This window comes from Streptomyces sp. NPDC021749, assembly GCF_040640655.1.
GTDB lineage: Bacteria > Actinomycetota > Actinomycetes > Streptomycetales > Streptomycetaceae > Streptomyces.
In genome coordinates this window covers 1-16,917 of the sequence record NZ_JBFACE010000015.1, presented here as the reverse complement: position 1 = coordinate 16,917, position 16,917 = coordinate 1, and the positions used below count along the sequence as shown (strand labels likewise).

Annotated in this window: 15 protein-coding genes and 1 tRNA gene; 12 read left to right on the top strand and 4 right to left on the bottom strand. The window is 72.8% G+C overall.

Features of this window, described 5'->3' with window-relative positions:
* Positions 1 to 163 precede the first annotated feature (163 nt).
* Both AB0G35_RS16955 and AB0G35_RS16950 read right to left on the bottom strand, forming a co-directional pair.
* The gene (locus tag AB0G35_RS16955; RefSeq protein ID WP_360949299.1) at positions 164 to 2,605 is read right to left on the bottom strand and encodes a Tex family protein; all 2,442 of its coding nucleotides are present in this window, start codon (positions 2,603 to 2,605) and stop codon (positions 164 to 166) included.
* 163 nt (positions 2,606 to 2,768) lie between these two features.
* Positions 2,769 to 3,638, bottom strand: a complete 870-nt coding sequence (locus AB0G35_RS16950; protein ID WP_360949297.1) for a hypothetical protein — start codon at positions 3,636 to 3,638, stop codon at positions 2,769 to 2,771.
* Between the two features lie 152 nt (positions 3,639 to 3,790).
* On the opposite strand from AB0G35_RS16950, the gene AB0G35_RS16945 reads away from it, so the two are divergent.
* Complete coding sequence (locus tag AB0G35_RS16945) at positions 3,791 to 4,753, top strand: GlxA family transcriptional regulator (RefSeq protein WP_360949295.1); 963 nt, start codon at positions 3,791 to 3,793, stop codon at positions 4,751 to 4,753.
* Between the two features lie 93 nt (positions 4,754 to 4,846).
* Positions 4,847 to 5,503, top strand: coding sequence for a DJ-1/PfpI family protein (locus tag AB0G35_RS16940; protein ID WP_360949293.1), 657 nt, complete (start codon positions 4,847 to 4,849; stop codon positions 5,501 to 5,503).
* Between the two features lie 34 nt (positions 5,504 to 5,537).
* On the opposite strand, the gene AB0G35_RS16935 is transcribed toward AB0G35_RS16940, so the two are convergent.
* The gene (locus tag AB0G35_RS16935) at positions 5,538 to 6,305 is read right to left on the bottom strand and encodes an enoyl-CoA hydratase-related protein (RefSeq protein WP_360949291.1); all 768 of its coding nucleotides are present in this window, start codon (positions 6,303 to 6,305) and stop codon (positions 5,538 to 5,540) included.
* A 54-nt stretch (positions 6,306 to 6,359) separates the two neighbouring features.
* On the opposite strand from AB0G35_RS16935, the gene AB0G35_RS16930 reads away from it, so the two are divergent.
* The 3 genes from AB0G35_RS16930 (at position 6,360) to AB0G35_RS16920 (ending at position 8,925) form a co-directional block, all read left to right on the top strand.
* Complete coding sequence (locus AB0G35_RS16930) at positions 6,360 to 8,018, top strand: ABC-F family ATP-binding cassette domain-containing protein (RefSeq protein ID WP_360949289.1); 1,659 nt, start codon at positions 6,360 to 6,362, stop codon at positions 8,016 to 8,018.
* Between the two features lie 86 nt (positions 8,019 to 8,104).
* Positions 8,105 to 8,178: transfer RNA gene (locus AB0G35_RS16925), tRNA-Met, on the top strand.
* 255 nt (positions 8,179 to 8,433) lie between these two features.
* Positions 8,434 to 8,925, top strand: coding sequence for an ATP-binding protein (locus AB0G35_RS16920; RefSeq protein WP_360949287.1), 492 nt, complete (start codon positions 8,434 to 8,436; stop codon positions 8,923 to 8,925).
* On the opposite strand, the gene idi is transcribed toward AB0G35_RS16920, so the two are convergent.
* Positions 8,900 to 9,511, bottom strand: coding sequence for an isopentenyl-diphosphate Delta-isomerase (gene idi, locus AB0G35_RS16915; RefSeq protein ID WP_360949285.1), 612 nt, complete (start codon positions 9,509 to 9,511; stop codon positions 8,900 to 8,902). The genes AB0G35_RS16920 and idi overlap by 26 nt on opposite strands.
* Positions 9,512 to 10,070: 559 nt before the next feature.
* On the opposite strand from idi, the gene AB0G35_RS16910 reads away from it, so the two are divergent.
* The 7 genes from AB0G35_RS16910 to AB0G35_RS16880 all read left to right on the top strand — a co-directional run.
* Positions 10,071 to 11,876, top strand: coding sequence for a DUF5941 domain-containing protein (locus tag AB0G35_RS16910; protein WP_360949542.1), 1,806 nt, complete (start codon positions 10,071 to 10,073; stop codon positions 11,874 to 11,876).
* Positions 11,873 to 12,610 (top strand): phosphocholine cytidylyltransferase family protein, encoded by a 738-nt coding sequence (locus tag AB0G35_RS16905; RefSeq protein ID WP_360949283.1) that lies wholly within the window; start codon positions 11,873 to 11,875, stop codon positions 12,608 to 12,610. The genes AB0G35_RS16910 and AB0G35_RS16905 overlap by 4 nt, the downstream gene beginning before the upstream one ends.
* A complete protein-coding gene (locus AB0G35_RS16900; RefSeq protein ID WP_360949281.1) occupies positions 12,598 to 13,659 on the top strand; it encodes an iron-containing alcohol dehydrogenase family protein in 1,062 nt (353 codons plus the stop codon). The genes AB0G35_RS16905 and AB0G35_RS16900 overlap by 13 nt, the downstream gene beginning before the upstream one ends.
* Complete coding sequence (locus AB0G35_RS16895; RefSeq protein WP_360949279.1) at positions 13,637 to 14,416, top strand: CDP-alcohol phosphatidyltransferase family protein; 780 nt, start codon at positions 13,637 to 13,639, stop codon at positions 14,414 to 14,416. Before AB0G35_RS16900 ends, AB0G35_RS16895 begins: the two co-directional genes overlap by 23 nt.
* A gap of 14 nt (positions 14,417 to 14,430) precedes the next feature.
* A complete protein-coding gene (locus tag AB0G35_RS16890) occupies positions 14,431 to 15,303 on the top strand; it encodes a glycosyltransferase (RefSeq protein WP_360949540.1) in 873 nt (290 codons plus the stop codon).
* Positions 15,304 to 15,381: 78 nt separating this feature from the next.
* On the top strand, positions 15,382 to 16,311 hold the full coding sequence (locus AB0G35_RS16885) for an ABC transporter permease (protein ID WP_360949277.1): 930 nt from the start codon (positions 15,382 to 15,384) through the stop codon (positions 16,309 to 16,311).
* The coding region (locus tag AB0G35_RS16880) for an ATP-binding cassette domain-containing protein (protein ID WP_360949275.1) at positions 16,304 to 16,917 on the top strand (614 nt) is incomplete at its 3' end. The genes AB0G35_RS16885 and AB0G35_RS16880, both read left to right, overlap by 8 nt.

Genomic DNA, 16,917 nt, shown 5'->3' with positions numbered 1-16,917 from the left:
AGCCACCGGACGGCCGGTGGCTAGCGTCTTGACGCCTCGGGGCTGGACATGGACGCAGACTAACGGCGGCCCGCCGGGCCCGTCCACGGGATTGACGAGGTGCACACGGGGAGGCCCCGGGGTGTCGGCAGACTCCCCGGGGCCCGACCGGTCCGGCGGCCCGTCAGCGGCCGCCGCCGTCCTTGCCCAGCAGCCCGGCCCGGCGCAGCGCGTCCGCCATGGCGTCGTTGGCCGGCCCGGCGTCCCGGCCGCCGCCGCGGCGGTCATTGCCGCGCCCGGCGCCCTGCCGGCCGCCGCCCTGGCGCTGCCGCGGCGCGCCGCCCCGGCCGCCGTCGCGCGGCCCGCGTCCGCCGCCCGCACCGCCGCGGCGCTCGCCGCCGCCCGTGGGGGCGCCCTTGCCGGGCTCGTCGTCGAGGCGCAGCGTCAGGGAGATCCGCTTGCGCGGGATGTCGACGTCGAGGACCTTGACCCGCACGATGTCGCCCGGCTTCACCACGTCCCGCGGGTCCTTGACGAAGGTCCGCGACATCGCCGAGACATGGACCAGACCGTCCTGGTGGACGCCGACGTCCACGAACGCCCCGAAGGCGGCGACGTTGGTCACCACACCTTCCAGGAGCATCCCCGGCGCCAGGTCGCCGATCTTCTCCACGCCCTCCTTGAAGGTCGCGGTCTTGAACACCGGACGCGGGTCCCGGCCCGGCTTCTCCAGCTCCTGGAGGATGTCGGTCACCGTCGGCAGACCGAAGGAGTCGTCGACGAAATCGGCCGGCTCAAGGGTGCGCAGCACCGCCGTGTTGCCGATCAGCGAACCGACCTCGGTGCCCGCCGACTTCACCATCCGGCGCACCACCGGGTACGCCTCCGGGTGCACGCTGGAGGCGTCCAGCGGGTCGTCGCCGCCCCGGATCCGCAGGAAGCCCGCGCACTGCTCGTACGCCTTCGGGCCGAGCCGGGCCACGTCCTTGAGGGCCTTGCGGGAGCGGAACGGGCCGTTGGCGTCGCGGTGCGCGACGATGTTCTCGGCCAGGCCGGAGCCGATGCCCGACACCCGCGACAGCAGCGGTGCGGAGGCGGTGTTGACGTCCACGCCGACGCCGTTGACGCAGTCCTCGACCACCGCGTCCAGCGAGCGCGACAGCTTCACCTCCGACAGGTCGTGCTGGTACTGGCCGACCCCGATCGACTTCGGATCGATCTTGACCAGTTCGGCCAGCGGGTCCTGCAGGCGGCGGGCGATGGACACCGCACCGCGCAACGACACGTCCAGGTCCGGCAGTTCCTGGGAGGCGAAGGCGGACGCGGAGTACACCGACGCGCCGGCCTCGGACACCATCACCTTCGTCAGCTTCAGCTCCGGCTGGGCCGCGATCAGGTCGGCCGCCAGCTTGTCGGTCTCACGGGAGGCGGTGCCGTTGCCGATCGCGATCAGCTCGACGTCGTGCTCGCGGGCCAGCTTCGCCAGGGTGGCCAGCGAGGCGTCCCACTTCTGCTGCGGGACGTGCGGGTAGATCGTGTCGGTGGCGGCCACCTTGCCCGTGGCGTCCACGACCGCGACCTTCACGCCCGTACGGAAGCCGGGGTCCAGGCCCATCGTGGCGCGGGTGCCGGCCGGCGCCGCGAGCAGCAGATCGCGCAGGTTCGACGCGAAGACCCGCACCGCCTCGTCCTCGGCGGCCTGCCGCAGCCGGAGCCGCAGGTCGATGCCCAGGTGCACCTGGACGCGGGTGCGCCAGGCCCAGCGGACGGTGTCCAGCAGCCAGGGGTCGGCGGGGCGCCCGCGGTCCGCGATACCGAACTTCGCGGCGATGGACCGCTCGTAGGAGCTCGGCCCCTCGGTGGCCTCCGACGGGTCCTCCGGCTCCAGGGTGAGGTCGAGGATCTCCTCCTTCTCGCCGCGGAACAGCGCCAGCACCCGGTGCGAGGGCAGCTCGGTGAACGGCTCGGCGAAGTCGAAGTAGTCGGCGAACTTCGCGCCCGCCTCCTCCTTGCCCTCGCGTACCTTCGCCGTCACCCGGCCCCGGGACCACATCCGTTCCCGCAGCTCGCCGATCAGGTCCGGGTCCTCGCCGAACCGCTCGGTCAGGATGGCGCGGGCACCGTCGAGGGCGGCCGCCGGATCGGCGACGCCCTTGTCCGGGTCGACGAACGCCGCGGCGGCCGTGGCCGGTTCCACGGAGGGGTCGGTGAGCAGCCCGTCGGCGAGCGGCTCCAGACCGGCCTCCCGCGCGATCTGCGCCTTGGTGCGCCGCTTGGGCTTGAAGGGGAGGTAGATGTCCTCCAGCCGGGCCTTGGAGTCGGCGCCGCGGATCTGCGCCTCCAGGGCGGCGTCCAGCTTCCCCTGGGACCGTACGGACTCCAGGACCGCGGTGCGCCGCTCCTCCAGCTCCCGCAGATAGCGCAGCCGCTCCTCCAGCGAGCGCAGCTGCGCGTCGTCGAGCGTCCCGGTGGCCTCCTTGCGGTAGCGCGCGATGAACGGGACGGTCGAGCCACCGTCGAGCAGTTCGACCGCGGCCTTCACCTGCCGCTCCTTGACGCCGAGCTCCCCGGCGATCCGCGCTTCGATGGACCCGAGGGCCCCGATGGGCTCAGTGGCTGCCGTCACGTTGATCCTGCCCGCCTTCCAGCTCTTGCTTGAGCCTGCATTGTGCCGGGTGACCGAGCGGACTGTCGCGCCGCCCAGCCGGTGGGCCGCACCGGGGTGCGCGCGGGGAGCGGCACACCCCGGTGGCCGCGCGGGGAGCGGCACACCCCGGTGGCCGCGCGGCCTACTTGCCGAACAGCGTGGCGGGGAACGCGCCGGCGTTCATCACGGCGGTGGTGAAACCGGTCGCCAGCTCGGTGAGCCGGGCCACGCCCGCCGCGCCCAGGTGCTCGTACGGGGCCCGGTCGAGGCGGTCGGTCGTCTCCTCCAGGTCCTTGCGCAGCGAGACGCCGGCCTCGGTCAACTGGCCCTCGCCGTCCAGGAGACCGCGGGACCGCAGCCGCTCCTGGGCCGCCTGCCAGTCCTCCTCGGACCAGCCGCGGGTCGCCAGGACGCCGCGGTGGCTCATCCCGCGTCCGGTGGCGGTGTGGGTGACCAGCGCCTCCAGCCCGTCCAGTTCGGCGTCCAGCAGCGCCACCAGGTGGCCGTCGCCGCGGTGTTCGCGCAGCAGCGTCGTGGCGTGCCAGTACGCCAGGTGCGGGGCGTCCGGCACCGGGAGGTCGGCGTGCGCGGCGTAGAGCGGGCGGGCCCGGCGGGTACAGGCCTCGGTGGCGCGCAGTGCCAGCTCGGCGGCCTCCGCCATCTCCGGCGATGCCACCGCCTCGTCGCCGAGCAGCCGGCGCAGGGTGGCGTCGGCGGCCCGCAGCCGGGCGTCGAGCACGGCCTGCGGGGTGGTCTTCGCCCACACCTCCGGCAGGTGCCGGGCGATCAGGTCGTACTTGAAGTTGTAGAAGGTGGCCGCGACGGTGCCGGGGCCGACCGCCCCCATCGCCGCGCTGCGGCAGACGAAGTAGCCGGCCTTGGGGTCGTCGACCCCGGCCTCGGCCATCTCGGCGGGCAGCTCCGGCGCGAAGTAGTGCGTGGAATGGAAGGGGTTGATGACGTTGTGGCACGTGCGGCCGGCCCGCTCGGGCAGTGCGCTGTGAGAGGTCATGCGGGCAGGGTACCGACCCGTCGGTATGGCGCCGGCGGCAGGGCCCCGACGGCCTGTGGGGCGGCTTCCGCAGGGGCCCTGACCAGGCAATGGCAGGAAAGGTGGGAAACCCGTCATTGCCGCCATCGGCGCCGCTGCCCAGGATGGACGGCATGGAACAGCGCGAGGTGCTGGTCGTCCTCTTCGACGGCGTGCAGGCCCTGGACGTCACCGGGCCGGTGGAGGTCTTCAGCGGCGCGGCGCAGGCCGTCCCCGGCGCCTACCGGATCCGCACGGCCGCCCTGGACGGCGCCCCGGTGCGCACCACCAGCGGACTGACCCTGGTCCCCGACACCACGCTCGCCGCCGCCGGGCCGCCGCACACCCTGCTGGTCCCGGGCGGCCAGGGCACCCGCACCCCCGACCCGCGGCTGGTCGACTGGCTGCGGAACAACGCCCACCGGGCCCGGCGCAAGGTCTCGGTGTGCAGCGGGGCGATGCTGCTGGCCGAGGCCGGGCTGCTGGACGGCCGGCGCGCGACCACCCACTGGATGCTGTGCGACGCCCTCGCCGAGCGGTTCCCCGCGGTGCGGGTGGAGGCCGACCCGATCTACGTGCGGGACGGCGACCTGGCCACCTCCGCGGGCGTGACGGCCGGCATCGACCTGGCGCTGGCCCTCGTCGAGGAGGACCTCGGGCGGGACGTCGCGCTCACCATCGCCCGGCACCTGGTGGTGTTCCTGCGCCGGCCGGGCAACCAGAAGCAGTTCAGCGCCCAGCTCGCCGCCCAGACCGCACAGCGGCGGCCGCTGCGCGACGTCCAGCAGTGGATCACCGAGAACCCGGCCGCCGATCTGTCCGTCGACGCCCTCGCCGCCCGCGCCGGGCTCTCCCCGCGGCACTTCGCCCGGGCGTTCCGCGACGAGGTCGGTATGACGCCGGGCCGCTATGTCGACCGGGTGCGGCTGGAGGCCGCCCGCCGCTGCCTGGAGGACACCGCCGACGGCATCGCCCAGGTGGCCCGGACGTGCGGCTACGGCACCCCCGAGGCGATGCGCCGCGCCTTCCTCCGTGCCCTGGCCGCCTCGCCGGCCGAATACCGCCGCCGCTTCCAGCCGGCCCCCGCGGGCCGCTGAACGGCCCACCCGCCCGAGCCACATCTCCCGATGTGCCCCTACTCCCGATGTGCCCCTACTCCCGATGTGCCCCTACTCCCGATGGGAAACGCCATGCAGATCGCGATCCTCCTCTACGACCGCTTCACCACCCTGGACGCCATCGGCCCCTACGAGACGCTCAGCCGCATCCCGGGCGCCGAGACGGTGTTCGTCGCCGAGCGCGCCGGGACGTACCGCAGCGACCTCGGCTCCGTGGGGCTGGTCGCGGACGCCGCGCTGGACGACGTCACCGCGCCCGACGTCCTCGTCGTCCCCGGCGGCCCGGGGCAGACCGCACACATGGCGGACGGACCGCTGCACGACTGGATCCGCACCGTGGACACCGCCACCACCTGGACCACCTCGGTGTGCACCGGCTCGCTGCTCCTGGCGGCGGCCGGCCTCCTCAAGGGGCGCCGGGCCACCTCCCACTGGCTGGCCCTGGACCAGCTGCCGGCCCTGGGCGCCGATCCCACCGGGGAGCGGGTGGTCTTCGACGGCAAGTACGTCACCGCGGCCGGGGTCTCGTCCGGCATCGACATGGGCCTGGCACTGGCCGGCCGGATCGCCGGGGACACCGCGGCCCAGGTCATCCAGCTCGGCATCGAGTACGACCCGCAGCCGCCCTACGACGCCGGCTCCCCGGACACGGCACCTGCCGAGGCCACCGCCGCGCTGCGGGACCGCAGCCGGTACGTGCTCACCGGGGAGCAGGAACGGCAGGCGTAGCGCCCCGCCCTCAAGAGGGCCAGGTGAACCGTCCTCAAGAGGGCCAGGTGAACCGCGGCGGCCTGCGCTCCAGGAAAGCGGCGGCACCCTCGGCGGTGTCGCCGCTCGCCCGGGCCTCGGCGGCCCAGTGGGCGCCGCGCGCCTCCGCCTCGTCCGGCGGCACGTCCCAGGCCCCGTCGGTCAGCTCCTTCGCCGCCGTCTGCGTCAGCAGCGACCGGCTCGCCAGTACGGCCGAGAACTCCGCGACCCGCTTGCCCAACTCGCCCTCGGCCAGCACCTCGTCCACCAGCCCGGTCCGCAGCGCCCGCGCGCAGTCGATCAACTCCCCGGAGAACAGCAGGTACTTGGCGGCCGACGGCCCGACCAGCCGGACCAGCCGCCGGGTGGCGGACGCCGGGTAGACCACCGCCAGCTTGGCCGGCGTCACCCCGAACAGCGCCCCCTCCTCCGCGAACCGCAGATCACAGGCGGCCGCCAACTGGGCGCCGCCGCCCACGCAGTAGCCGCGTATCGCCGCCAGCGTCGGCTTCGGGAAGGCCGCCAGCGCCTCCTCGGCCGCCACCGCCAGCCCCTGCGACTCCTCCGCCGCCCCGCGCAGCGACGCGATGTCCGCGCCCGCGCAGAACGTCCCGCCGGCACCGGTCAGCACCAGCGACCGCACCGCGCGGTCGGCCGCCAGCCGTGCCAGCAGGGGCGGCAGATCCCGCCACATCTGGACGGTCATCGCATTGCGCTTGCCCGTGTTGCTGATGGTGACGGTCGCTGTGCCGTCGCTGAGGTGCGTCATGAGGCCCGGTTCCATGCCCGGATATTAGAGCGACCGCGGCCCGGGCGGCCGGTTACGATCGGGGGTCTGATGTCAGCAACCCTCGTCGCCAAAGACCTCGCCGCCGGCCACGGCGAGCGCGTCCTGTTCTCCGGCCTCGATCTGGTCGTCGCCCCCGGGGACGTGATCGGCCTCGTCGGCGCCAACGGCGCGGGCAAGTCCACCCTGCTGCGCCTGCTGGCCGGCCTGGACACCCCCGAGGAGGGCGCGCTCTCCCTCAGCCCGCCCACCGCCACCGTCGGCCACCTCCCGCAGGAGCCCGACCGCCGGCCGGGGGAGACCGTGCGGGCCTTCCTCGCCCGCCGTACCGGCGTGGCAGAGGCCCAGCGCGCCCTGGACGCCGCCACCGAGGCCCTGGCCGAGGAGCGCCCCGGCGCCGACGACGCCTACGACACGGCCTTCACCCGCTGGCTCGACCTCGGCGCCGCCGACCTCGACGAGCGCGCCGAGGAGACCGCCGCCCAGCTCGGCCTCACCGTCGGCCTCGACCAGCCGATGACCGCACTCTCCGGCGGACAGGCCGCCCGGGCCTCGCTGGCCTCCCTGCTGCTCTCCCGTTACGACGTCTTCCTGCTGGACGAGCCGACCAACGACCTGGATCTGGACGGACTGCAGCGGCTGGAGGAGTTCGTCACCTCACTGCGCGCCGGCACCGTCCTCGTCAGCCACGACCGCGAGTTCCTGACCCGCACGGTCAACCGCGTGGTCGAACTCGACCTGGCCCAGCAGCAGGTCAACGGCTACGGCGGCGGCTACGCCTCCTATCTGGAGGAGCGCGAGCGGGCCCGGCGGCACGCCCGCGAGCAGTACGAGGAGTACGCCGAGACCAAGGCCGCCCTGGAGACCCGCGCCCACACCCAGCGCAACTGGATGGAGAAGGGCGTCAGGAACGCCCGCCGGAAGGCCCCCGACAACGACAAGATCGCCCGCAAGGGCCGGGTCGAGGCCACCGAGAAGCAGGCCGCCAAGGCCAAGCAGACCCAGCGCCTGATCGAGCGGCTGGAGGTGGTGGCGGAGCCGCGCAAGGAGTGGGAGCTGCGGATGGAGATCGCCGCCGCGCCCCGGGCCGGTGCGGTCGTCGCGACCCTGCGCGGGGCCGCCGTCCGGCGCGGCGACTTCCACTTCGGCCCGGTGGACCTGCAGATCGACTGGGCGGACCGGGTCGCGATCACCGGCCCCAACGGTTCCGGCAAGTCCACCCTGCTGGCCGCCCTGCTCGGCCGGCTCCCGCTGGACGCCGGGCAGGCCACGCTCGGCCCCGGCGTGGTGGTGGGCGAGATCGAGCAGGCCCGCGGCCGGCTCTTCGGCGGGCACAGTCTGGGCGAGCGGCCGCTGATGGACGCCTTCCGGGCCGCGGTGCCGGACCTCGCGCCCGCCGACGTCCGCACCCTGCTCGCGAAGTTCGGGCTGAAGGCGGCCCATGTGCTGCGCCCGGCGCACACCCTCTCGCCGGGGGAGCGGACCCGGGCCGCGCTGGCCCTCCTGCAGGGCCGCGGGGTGAACCTCCTCGTCCTGGACGAGCCGACCAACCACCTGGACCTGCCGGCCATCGAGCAGCTGGAGTCCGCGCTCGCCTCGTACCCGGGCACGCTGCTGCTGGTGACGCACGACCGGCGGATGCTGGACGCGGTGCGCACCACCCGCCGGATCGAGGTCGAGGCCGGACGGATCACCGACCGCGCGGTGTGAGCCGGCGGCCGCGGCGGCCTCCCGGGGGGTGGCCGGTTCATCGATTTGGATCTGCGGCGGGCGCCCCGTAAGGTGGGGGAAACCGACGCGGGGTGGAGCAGCTCGGTAGCTCGCTGGGCTCATAACCCAGAGGTCGCAGGTTCAAATCCTGTCCCCGCTACTGCACACACGGCAGGCCCGGTGCTCCGGCACCGGGCCTGCCGTGCTGTCCGCCCCTGTCGCCGGGCGGGCGCCCCGATGGCGGGATCTTGGGGGTGCTGGCCCCGGGGAATCCACGAACCCGGCACAAAGAGAGCAGGCCCGGTCCTCAGCCCACGGGAAACTCTCGGAATCCGCCAAAAGCCGTCGATAGACGCTGACTTGTGTTCAGCAGGCCGGCACGGACCAGCGCATTCCCAACACTCTTCCTGTGAGGATGCCTTCCGGACCCCCCGCAGAACCCCCCGACGAGCTGACCTCCCCGCTCGCGTACGAAGGTGTCTGGCGCTTCACCGCACCGGCACTGGAGTCCTCGGTGCCGCAGGCGCGCCACGCGGTCCGGGACCTGCTCGCCGAACAGCACGTGCCGGTCGCCGCCGACATCATGGACGGCCTGCTGCTCATCGTCTCCGAACTGGTCACCAACGCCGTCCGGCACGCCGCCCTGCTCTCGCCCCAGATCGCCGTCCAGGTCACCATCGGCGCCGACTGGCTACGGGTCGCCGTCGAGGACGACCACCCCTACCGCCCCAAGGCCCTGGAGGCGGACGAGGGCGACGTGGGGGGCCGCGGGCTGTGGCTGGTCAAGACCGTCACAGCCGAGGTGGGCGGCACCTGCGATGTCGAGCACACGGCCGGCGGCGGCAAGGCGATCTGGGCCGAGCTGCCGCTCACCCCGCTGGCTACCAGCCCGCCGACCGTCCGGTGAGCTCCCGCACCGCCGGGCGCGCCGCGTCCAGCACGGTCATGAACCACGCGGAGAACGGCGCCTCGGCATGCCGCTCGGCCAGCTCCTCCGGCGTCACGAACGCGATCTCGCCGATCTCCTCCGGGTCCGGTGCCGGCTCGGCCCGCACCACCCCCACGAACAGGTGGTTGTACTCCTGCTCCACGAGCCCGGAGGACGGATCGGGATGGTTGTAGCGCACCGTGCCCGCCTCGGCCAGCAGCGCGGGCGCCACGCCCAGCTCCTCCGCGGTCCGGCGGGCCGCGGCCGCGAACGGCGCCTCACCGGGGTACGGGTGACCGCAGCAGGTGTTGGACCACACACCGGGGGAGTGGTACTTCCCCAGCGCCCGGCGCTGGAGCAGCAGCCGGCCCTTCTCGTCGAAGAGGAAGACCGAGAACGCCCGGTGCAGCTGCCCCGGAGGCTGGTGCGCCGCGAGCTTCTCCGCGGTGCCGATCGTCGTACCGTCCTCGTCGACCAGCTCCAGCATGATCGGTTCGGCGGCGCCGCCCGGCGTGCGCACCGCCGTGTCCTCGGCGGTCTGTCCGTTGGCAGGTGTGATCGGCATGCCCATCCTTGTCGTCGGTCTACGACGTCAAGTCTGCCCTAGCCGGGTCCGCATCACCGGCAGAGCGGGTGCGCGGCGCCACACCTGCGTGCGTCCGGCCGGGAGTGCGCCCACCTGGGGCCCACCGTGAGAGCGGCCACACCCCAGGGCCGTCCGAAGGCATCGCGCGAGACGGTCCCGGGGCCCCGGGAGGGGGCATCGCACCGGCCCGCGGTGATCACCCCTGACCGGCATGGCCCTCGCCACACCACCCCCGGCACAACCCGCCCGCCCCGTGACCAGCCCGCTCATAACCGGCACCGGATCGAGGGCCCCGGCCGCGGGCCAGTTGTTCATGCGCCACCCCATCCACCATGATGATCGCGGCAGGCGCAGCCGTCGGTCACTCGATCGTGCGGTGAATGCGCGGTGAACGGCCGCATCCGGCGATCCGATAGCCTCTGCCGACGTGCCACCCGGCCCTCCGGGCGCCCGGTGTGCCACGCCCGCTGCCCGGGTAGTCCGTATCGAATGCGGATCGACCGGCGCTGCCTTGTCAGCCTCCAAGGAGTGAGTTCGTCTGTCGACCGCCATCCTCACCGGTCCGCCGGTCGCCGGGTCGCCGCTCGAAGCCGACCTGCGCACGCTGGGCTTCGACGTCCGTACGGCGGACGACGCCGCCTCCGCCGCCGCGCTGCTCGCCGAGGTGCCCGCCCAGGAGCGGGTCGCCCTCGTCGACCCCCGCTTCGTCGGCCACCTGCACGCCCTGCGGCTCGCGCTGACCGACCCCCGCTTCCCGGCCGCCGCCGTGCCCGGCGCGCTCACCGCCCAGGCCGCGGCCCGCCCCGCGCTGGCCCGCGCGGCCGGCCGGATCCCGGTCGGCGCCGGCACCGCCCACCTCACGGACGTCCTCACCGAGACGCTCACCGACTCCCTGGACCGCGAGGACGTCGGGCTGCACCGCGTCGAGCTGGGCAGCCTGGTCGCCACCGTCGCGCTCACCCCCGCCCAGCGCGCGCAGGCCCGCGAGGCGGTCGCGGCCGTCGACGACGAGGCGGTACGGCTGCGCACCGCGGTGAAGTCCCGCGACGGCTTCTTCACGACCTTCTTCATCAGCCCGTACTCCCGCTACCTCGCCCGCTGGTGCGCGCGCCGCGGCCTCACCCCCAACCAGGTCACCACCGCTTCCCTGCTCACCGCCCTGATAGCGGCGGGCGGCGCGGCCACCGGCACCCGCGCCGGCTTCGTCGCCGCGGGGATCCTGCTGCTCCTCTCCTTCGTCCTGGACTGCACCGACGGGCAGCTCGCCCGCTACTCCCTGCAGTACTCGACACTCGGCGCCTGGCTGGACGCCACCTTCGACCGGGCCAAGGAGTACGCCTACTACGCGGGGCTGGCGCTGGGCGCCGCCCGCGGCGGGGACGACGTATGGGCCCTGGCGCTCGGCGCGATGGTCCTGCAGACCTGCCGGCATGTCGTCGACTTCGCCTTCAACGAGGCCAACCACGACGCCACCGGCAACACCAGCCCCACCGCCGCGCTCTCCGACAAGCTCGACAGCGTCGGCTGGACGGTCTGGGTCCGCCGCATGATCGTGCTGCCCATCGGCGAACGCTGGGCCATGATCGCCGTACTCACCGCGGCCACCACCCCGCGCATCGTCTTCTACGCCCTGCTCCTCGGCTGCGCGCTGGCCGCCTGCTACACCACGGCCGGCCGGGTGCTGCGCTCGCTGACCCGGCGGGCCCGGCGCACCGACCGCGCCGCCCGGGCCCTGGCCGACCTCGCCGACTCCGGGCCGCTCGCCGAGCTGATCGCCCGCGGTGCGCACGGCCGCGGCCGGACCGGTTCGTTCCTCGCCCCGGCTATGGCATTTCTCTCGGCCGCTGTGCTGCTGGTCTGGGTGATCTTCGAGGACGACCCGGCGTCCTGGCTCACCGTGGGCGTCGCCGTGTGCTCCGCGCTGCTCGCCGGTGCGGCGGTGTCCCGGCCGCTCAAGGGCGCCCTCGACTGGCTCGTGCCGCCCTTCTTCCGGGCCGGCGAGTACGTCACGATCCTCGTTCTGGCGGCCCGCGCGGACGTGCCCGGAGCGCTCCCCGCGGCGTTCGGGCTGGTCGCGGCCGTCGCCTACCATCACTACGACACCGTCTACCGCATCCGCGGTGGCACCGGGGCCCCGCCGCGGTGGCTGGTCCGGGCAACCGGCGGCCACGAGGGACGCGTCCTCGCAGTGACCGTCCTGGCAGCCGCGCTGTCCCCTGAAGGTTTCACAATCGCGCTCACGGCCCTGGCCGTGGTCCTTGCGCTGCTGGTGCTCATCGAGAGCATCCGCTTCTGGGTCTCTTCCGGAGCACCCGCCGTACACGATGAAGGAGAACCCGCATGATCGGCCTCGTGCTGGCTGCCGGCGCCGGACGGCGTCTGCGCCCCTACACCGACACCCTGCCCAAGGCTCTGGTGCCGGTTGACGGGGACACCACCATCCTCGACCTGACCCTCGGCAACTTCGCCGAGATCGGCCTGACCGAGGTCGCGATCATCGTCGGCTACCGCAAGGAGGCCGTGTACGAGCGCAAGGAGGCCCTGGAGCAGAAGTACGGCCTCAAGCTCACCCTGATCGACAACGACAAGGCCGAGGAGTGGAACAACGCCTACTCCCTGTGGTGCGGCCGTGACGCCCTCAAGCACGACGTGATCCTCGCCAACGGCGACACCGTGCACCCGGTCTCCGTCGAGAAGACCCTGCTCGCCGCCCGCGGCAACGGCCAGAAGATCATCCTCGCGCTGGACACCGTCAAGCAGCTCGCCGACGAGGAGATGAAGGTCGTCGTGGACCCCGACAAGGGCGTCCAGAAGATCACCAAGCTGATGGACCCGGCCGAGGCGACCGGCGAGTACATCGGCGTCACCCTCATCGAGGGCTCCGCCGCCGACGAGCTGGCCGACGCCCTGAAGACCACCTTCGAGCGGGACCCCGACCTCTACTACGAGGACGGCTACCAGGAGCTGGTCAACCGCGGCTTCAAGGTGGACGTGGCACCGATCGGCGACGTCAAGTGGGTCGAGATCGACAACCACGACGACCTGGCGAAGGGCCGTGACATCGCATGCCAGTACTGACCCGCCTCATCCCGTCCCCGGTCGTCGTCGACATCAACGCCGGCGCCCTGGACGACCTGGCGGGCCTGCTGGCCGATCAGCGCATCTCCGCGTCCGGCAAGCTCGCCATCGCGATCAGCGGCGGCTCGGGGGCACGGCTGCGTGAGCGGCTGGCCCCCGCGCTGCCGGGCGCCGAGTGGTACGAGGTCGGCGGCGGCACCCTGGACGACGCGATCAAGCTCGCCGACGCCATGAAGAAGGGGCACTACGACGCGGTCGTGGGCCTCGGCGGCGGCAAGATCATCGACTGCGCCAAGTTCGCCGCCGCCCGGATCGGCCTGCCGCTGGTCGCCGTCGCGACGAACCTGTCGCACGACGGCCTGTGCTCGCCGGTCGCCACCCTCGACAACGACGCCGGCCGCGGGTCCTACGGCGTGCCGAACCCGATCGCCGTGGTGATCGACCTCGACATCATCCGCGAGGCCCCGGTCCGGTTCGTCCGCTCCGGCATCGGCGACGCGATCTCCAACATCTCCGCGGTCGCGGACTGGGAGCTCGCCCACCGCGAGACCGGCGAGGACATCGACGGGCTGGCCGCCGCCATGGCCCGCCAGGCCGGCGAGGCCGTGCTGCGCCACCCCGGCGGCGTCGGCGACGACAGCTTCCTCCAGGTGCTGGCCGAGGGCCTGGTCCTCACCGGTATCTCGATGTCGGTCGCGGGCGACAGCCGTCCGGCCTCCGGGGCCTGCCACGAGATCAACCACGCCTTCGACCTCCTCTTCCCCAAGCGCGCGGCGAGCCACGGCGAGCAGTGCGGTCTGGGCGCCGCGTTCGCCACGCACCTGCGCGGGGACAAGGAGACCCGTGACCTGATGGTCGAGGTGCTGCGCCGGCACGGTCTGCCGGTCACGCCGGGTGAGATCGGCTTCACGGACGACGAATTCGTCCAGGTCGTCGAGTACGCACCCAAGACCCGCCCCGGGCGCTACACGATCCTGGAGCACCTCGACCTGTCCACCGACCAGATCAGGGACGCTTACGCCGACTATGCAGAAGCCATCGGTAGCTGAGCTCCGCCCGGTCGTTCACCCCCCGGGGGTGAAGGACCGGCGGAGCGGCGAGCACTGGGCCGGCCGGCTCTACATGCGCGAGATCTCGCTGCGCATCGACCGGCACCTGGTGAACACCCGGGTCACGCCCAACCAGCTGACCTACCTGATGACCCTCTTCGGCGTCCTCGCCGCCCCGGCACTTCTGGTGCCGGGGGTCTGGGGCGCCGTGCTCGGCGTGCTGATGGTGCAGCTGTACCTGCTGCTCGACTGCGTCGACGGCGAGATCGCCCGCTGGAAGAAGCAGTTCTCGCTGGGCGGGGTCTACCTGGACCGGGTCGGTGCCTACCTCTGCGACGCCGCGGTCCTGGTCGGCTTCGGGCTGCGCGCCGCCGACCTGTGGGGTTCCGGGCGGATCGACTGGCTGTGGGCCTTCCTCGGCACGCTCGCCGCGCTCGGCGCCATCCTGATCAAGGCCGAGACCGACCTGGTCGGCGTCGCCCGGCACCAGGGTGGTCTGCCGCCGGTGAAGGAGGCGGCGTCCGAGCCGCGCTCGTCCGGTATGGCGCTGGCCCGGAAGGCCGCCGCGGCGCTGAAGTTCCACCGGCTGATCCTCGGCGTCGAGGCGTCCCTGCTGGTCCTGGCCCTCGCGGTGGTGGACCAGATCCGGGGCGACCTGTTCTTCTCGCGGCTGGGCGTCGCCGTGCTCGCCGGCATCGCGCTCGTCCAGACGCTGCTCCACCTCGTATCCATCCTCGCCTCCAGCAGGCTCAAGTGACGGGGGCGTCCCAGATGCGCGTCGGTGCGGTGATCATCACCATGGGCAACCGCCCCGAGGAGCTGCGTGCGCTGCTGGACTCGGTGGCCAAGCAGGACGGCGATCCGATCGAGGTCGCCGTCGTCGGCAACGGCTCGCCGCTGCCGGAGCTGCCCGAGGGCGTGCGGACCGTCGAGCTCCCGGAGAACGTCGGCATCCCGGCCGGCCGGAACGTCGGTATCGAGGCGTTCGGGCCGGCCGGCCGCGAGATGGACGTCCTGCTCTTCCTGGACGACGACGGGCTGCTGGCCCGGGAGGACACCGCGGAGCTGTGCCGCGAGGCGTTCGCCGAGGACCCCGAGCTCGGCATCATCAGCTTCCGGATCGCCGACCCGGACACCGGCGAGACCCAGCGCCGGCACGTTCCCCGCCTGCGCGCGTCCGACCCGATGCGCTCCTCGCGGGTGACCACCTTCCTCGGCGGCGCGAACGCGGTGCGCACCAAGGTGTTCGCGGAGGTCGGCGGGCTGCCCGACGACTTCTTCTACGCCCATGAGGAGACCGACCTGGCCTGGCGGGCGCTGAACGCCGGCTGGATGATCGACTATCGGTCGGACATGGTCCTGTACCACCCGACGACGGCCCCGGCCCGGCACGCGGTCTACCACCGGATGGTGGCCCGCAACCGGGTCTGGCTGGCCCGCCGCAACCTCCCCGCCGCACTGGTTCCGGTCTATCTCGGTGTCTGGTTCCTGCTCACCCTCGCCCGCCGCCCCTCGCGACCGGCGCTGCGGGCCTGGCTGGGCGGCTTCAAGGAGGGCTGGGCCACTCCGTGCGGTCCGAGGCGTCCCATGAAGTGGGCTACCGTTTGGCGACTGACCCGGCTGGGCCGCCCTCCCGTCATCTGACAAGCTCGTATCTGAGAGCATCAGGCGCGAACCGGGGCGTGGCCCCGGCAGCGCACCTTGAGGACGAAAGTGTCAACTGTGAGCGAGACCACGCACGACAGTGCGGTCGCCATGAGTGCCCCGGCAGCTTCCGACGAAGGGCTGACCGCGGCGCAGCGGGCCCAGAAGTACGGGCTCGCGCAGAGCGGGGCGCGTCCGAGCCTCCCCGAGTACGTCCGGCAGCTGTGGCACCGGCGGCATTTCATCTCCGCCTTCGCCAGCGCCAAGCTGACCGCTCAGTACAGCCAGGCCAAGCTGGGGCAGGTCTGGCAGGTGGCGACGCCCCTGCTGAACGCGCTCGTCTACTACTTGATCTTCGGTCTGCTGATCGGTACGAGGAAGGGCGTCCCCGACTTCGTGCCGTTCCTGGTGACCGGCGTCTTCATCTTCACCTTCACCCAGAGCTCGGTGATGGCCGGCACCCGGGCGATCTCCGGCAACCTCGGCCTGGTGCGGGCGCTGCACTTCCCGCGGGCCTGCCTGCCGATCTCGTTCTGCCTGATGCAGCTGCAGCAGCTGCTGTTCTCCATGGGTGTGCTGGTCCTGATCCTGCTGGGCTTCGGCCAGCTGCCGACCTGGTCGTGGTTCCTGGTCCTGCCGGCGCTGCTGCTCCAGTTCGTGTTCAACACGGGCCTGGCGATGGTCATGGCGCGACTGGGTTCCAAGACCCCGGACCTGGCGCAGCTGATGCCGTTCATCATGCGGACGTGGATGTACGCGTCCGGCGTGATGTTCAGCATCGACCTGATCCTCAAGGGCAAGCACGTCCCGCAGTTCGTGGAGGTCCTGCTCAACGCCAACCCGGCGGCGGTCTACATCGACCTGATGCGCTTCGCGCTGATCGACAGCTTCACGGCGGACAAGCTGCCCCCGCACGTGTGGGCGTCCGCCGGCGGCTGGGCGCTGCTGATGGGCGTCGCCGGCTTTGTGTACTTCTGGAAGGCTGAGGAGCGGTACGGACGTGGCTGAGCAGAACAACGGCGTGCGGCCGACGGCGGCCGCCCAGGAGCGGATCCCGACCGTGATCGCGGACGATCTGCACATCGTCTACCGCGTCTACGGCACCGGGGCCGGCAAGGGCAGCGCGACCGCGGCCCTGAACCGCATCGTGCGCCGCAAGCCCTCCACCGGCGTGCGCGAGGTGCACGCGGTCAAGGGTGTGTCCTTCACCGCCTACCGGGGCGAGTCCATCGGTCTGATCGGCTCCAACGGCTCGGGCAAGTCCACCCTGCTCAAGGCCGTCGCCGGCCTGCTGCCGGCCGAGCGCGGCAAGGTCTACACCCACGGCCAGCCCTCCCTGCTCGGGGTCAACGCGGCCCTGATGAACGACCTGACCGGCGAGAAGAACGTCATCCTCGGCGGCCTGGCCATGGGCATGTCCCGCGAGCAGATCCGCGAGCGCTACGACGGGATCGTCGACTTCTCCGGCATCAACGAGAAGGGCGACTTCATCTCCCTGCCGATGCGCACCTACTCCTCCGGTATGGCCGCGCGGCTGCGGTTCTCCATCGCCGCGGCCAAGGACCACGACGTGCTGATGATCGACGAGGCGCTGGCCACCGGCGACCGCGCGTT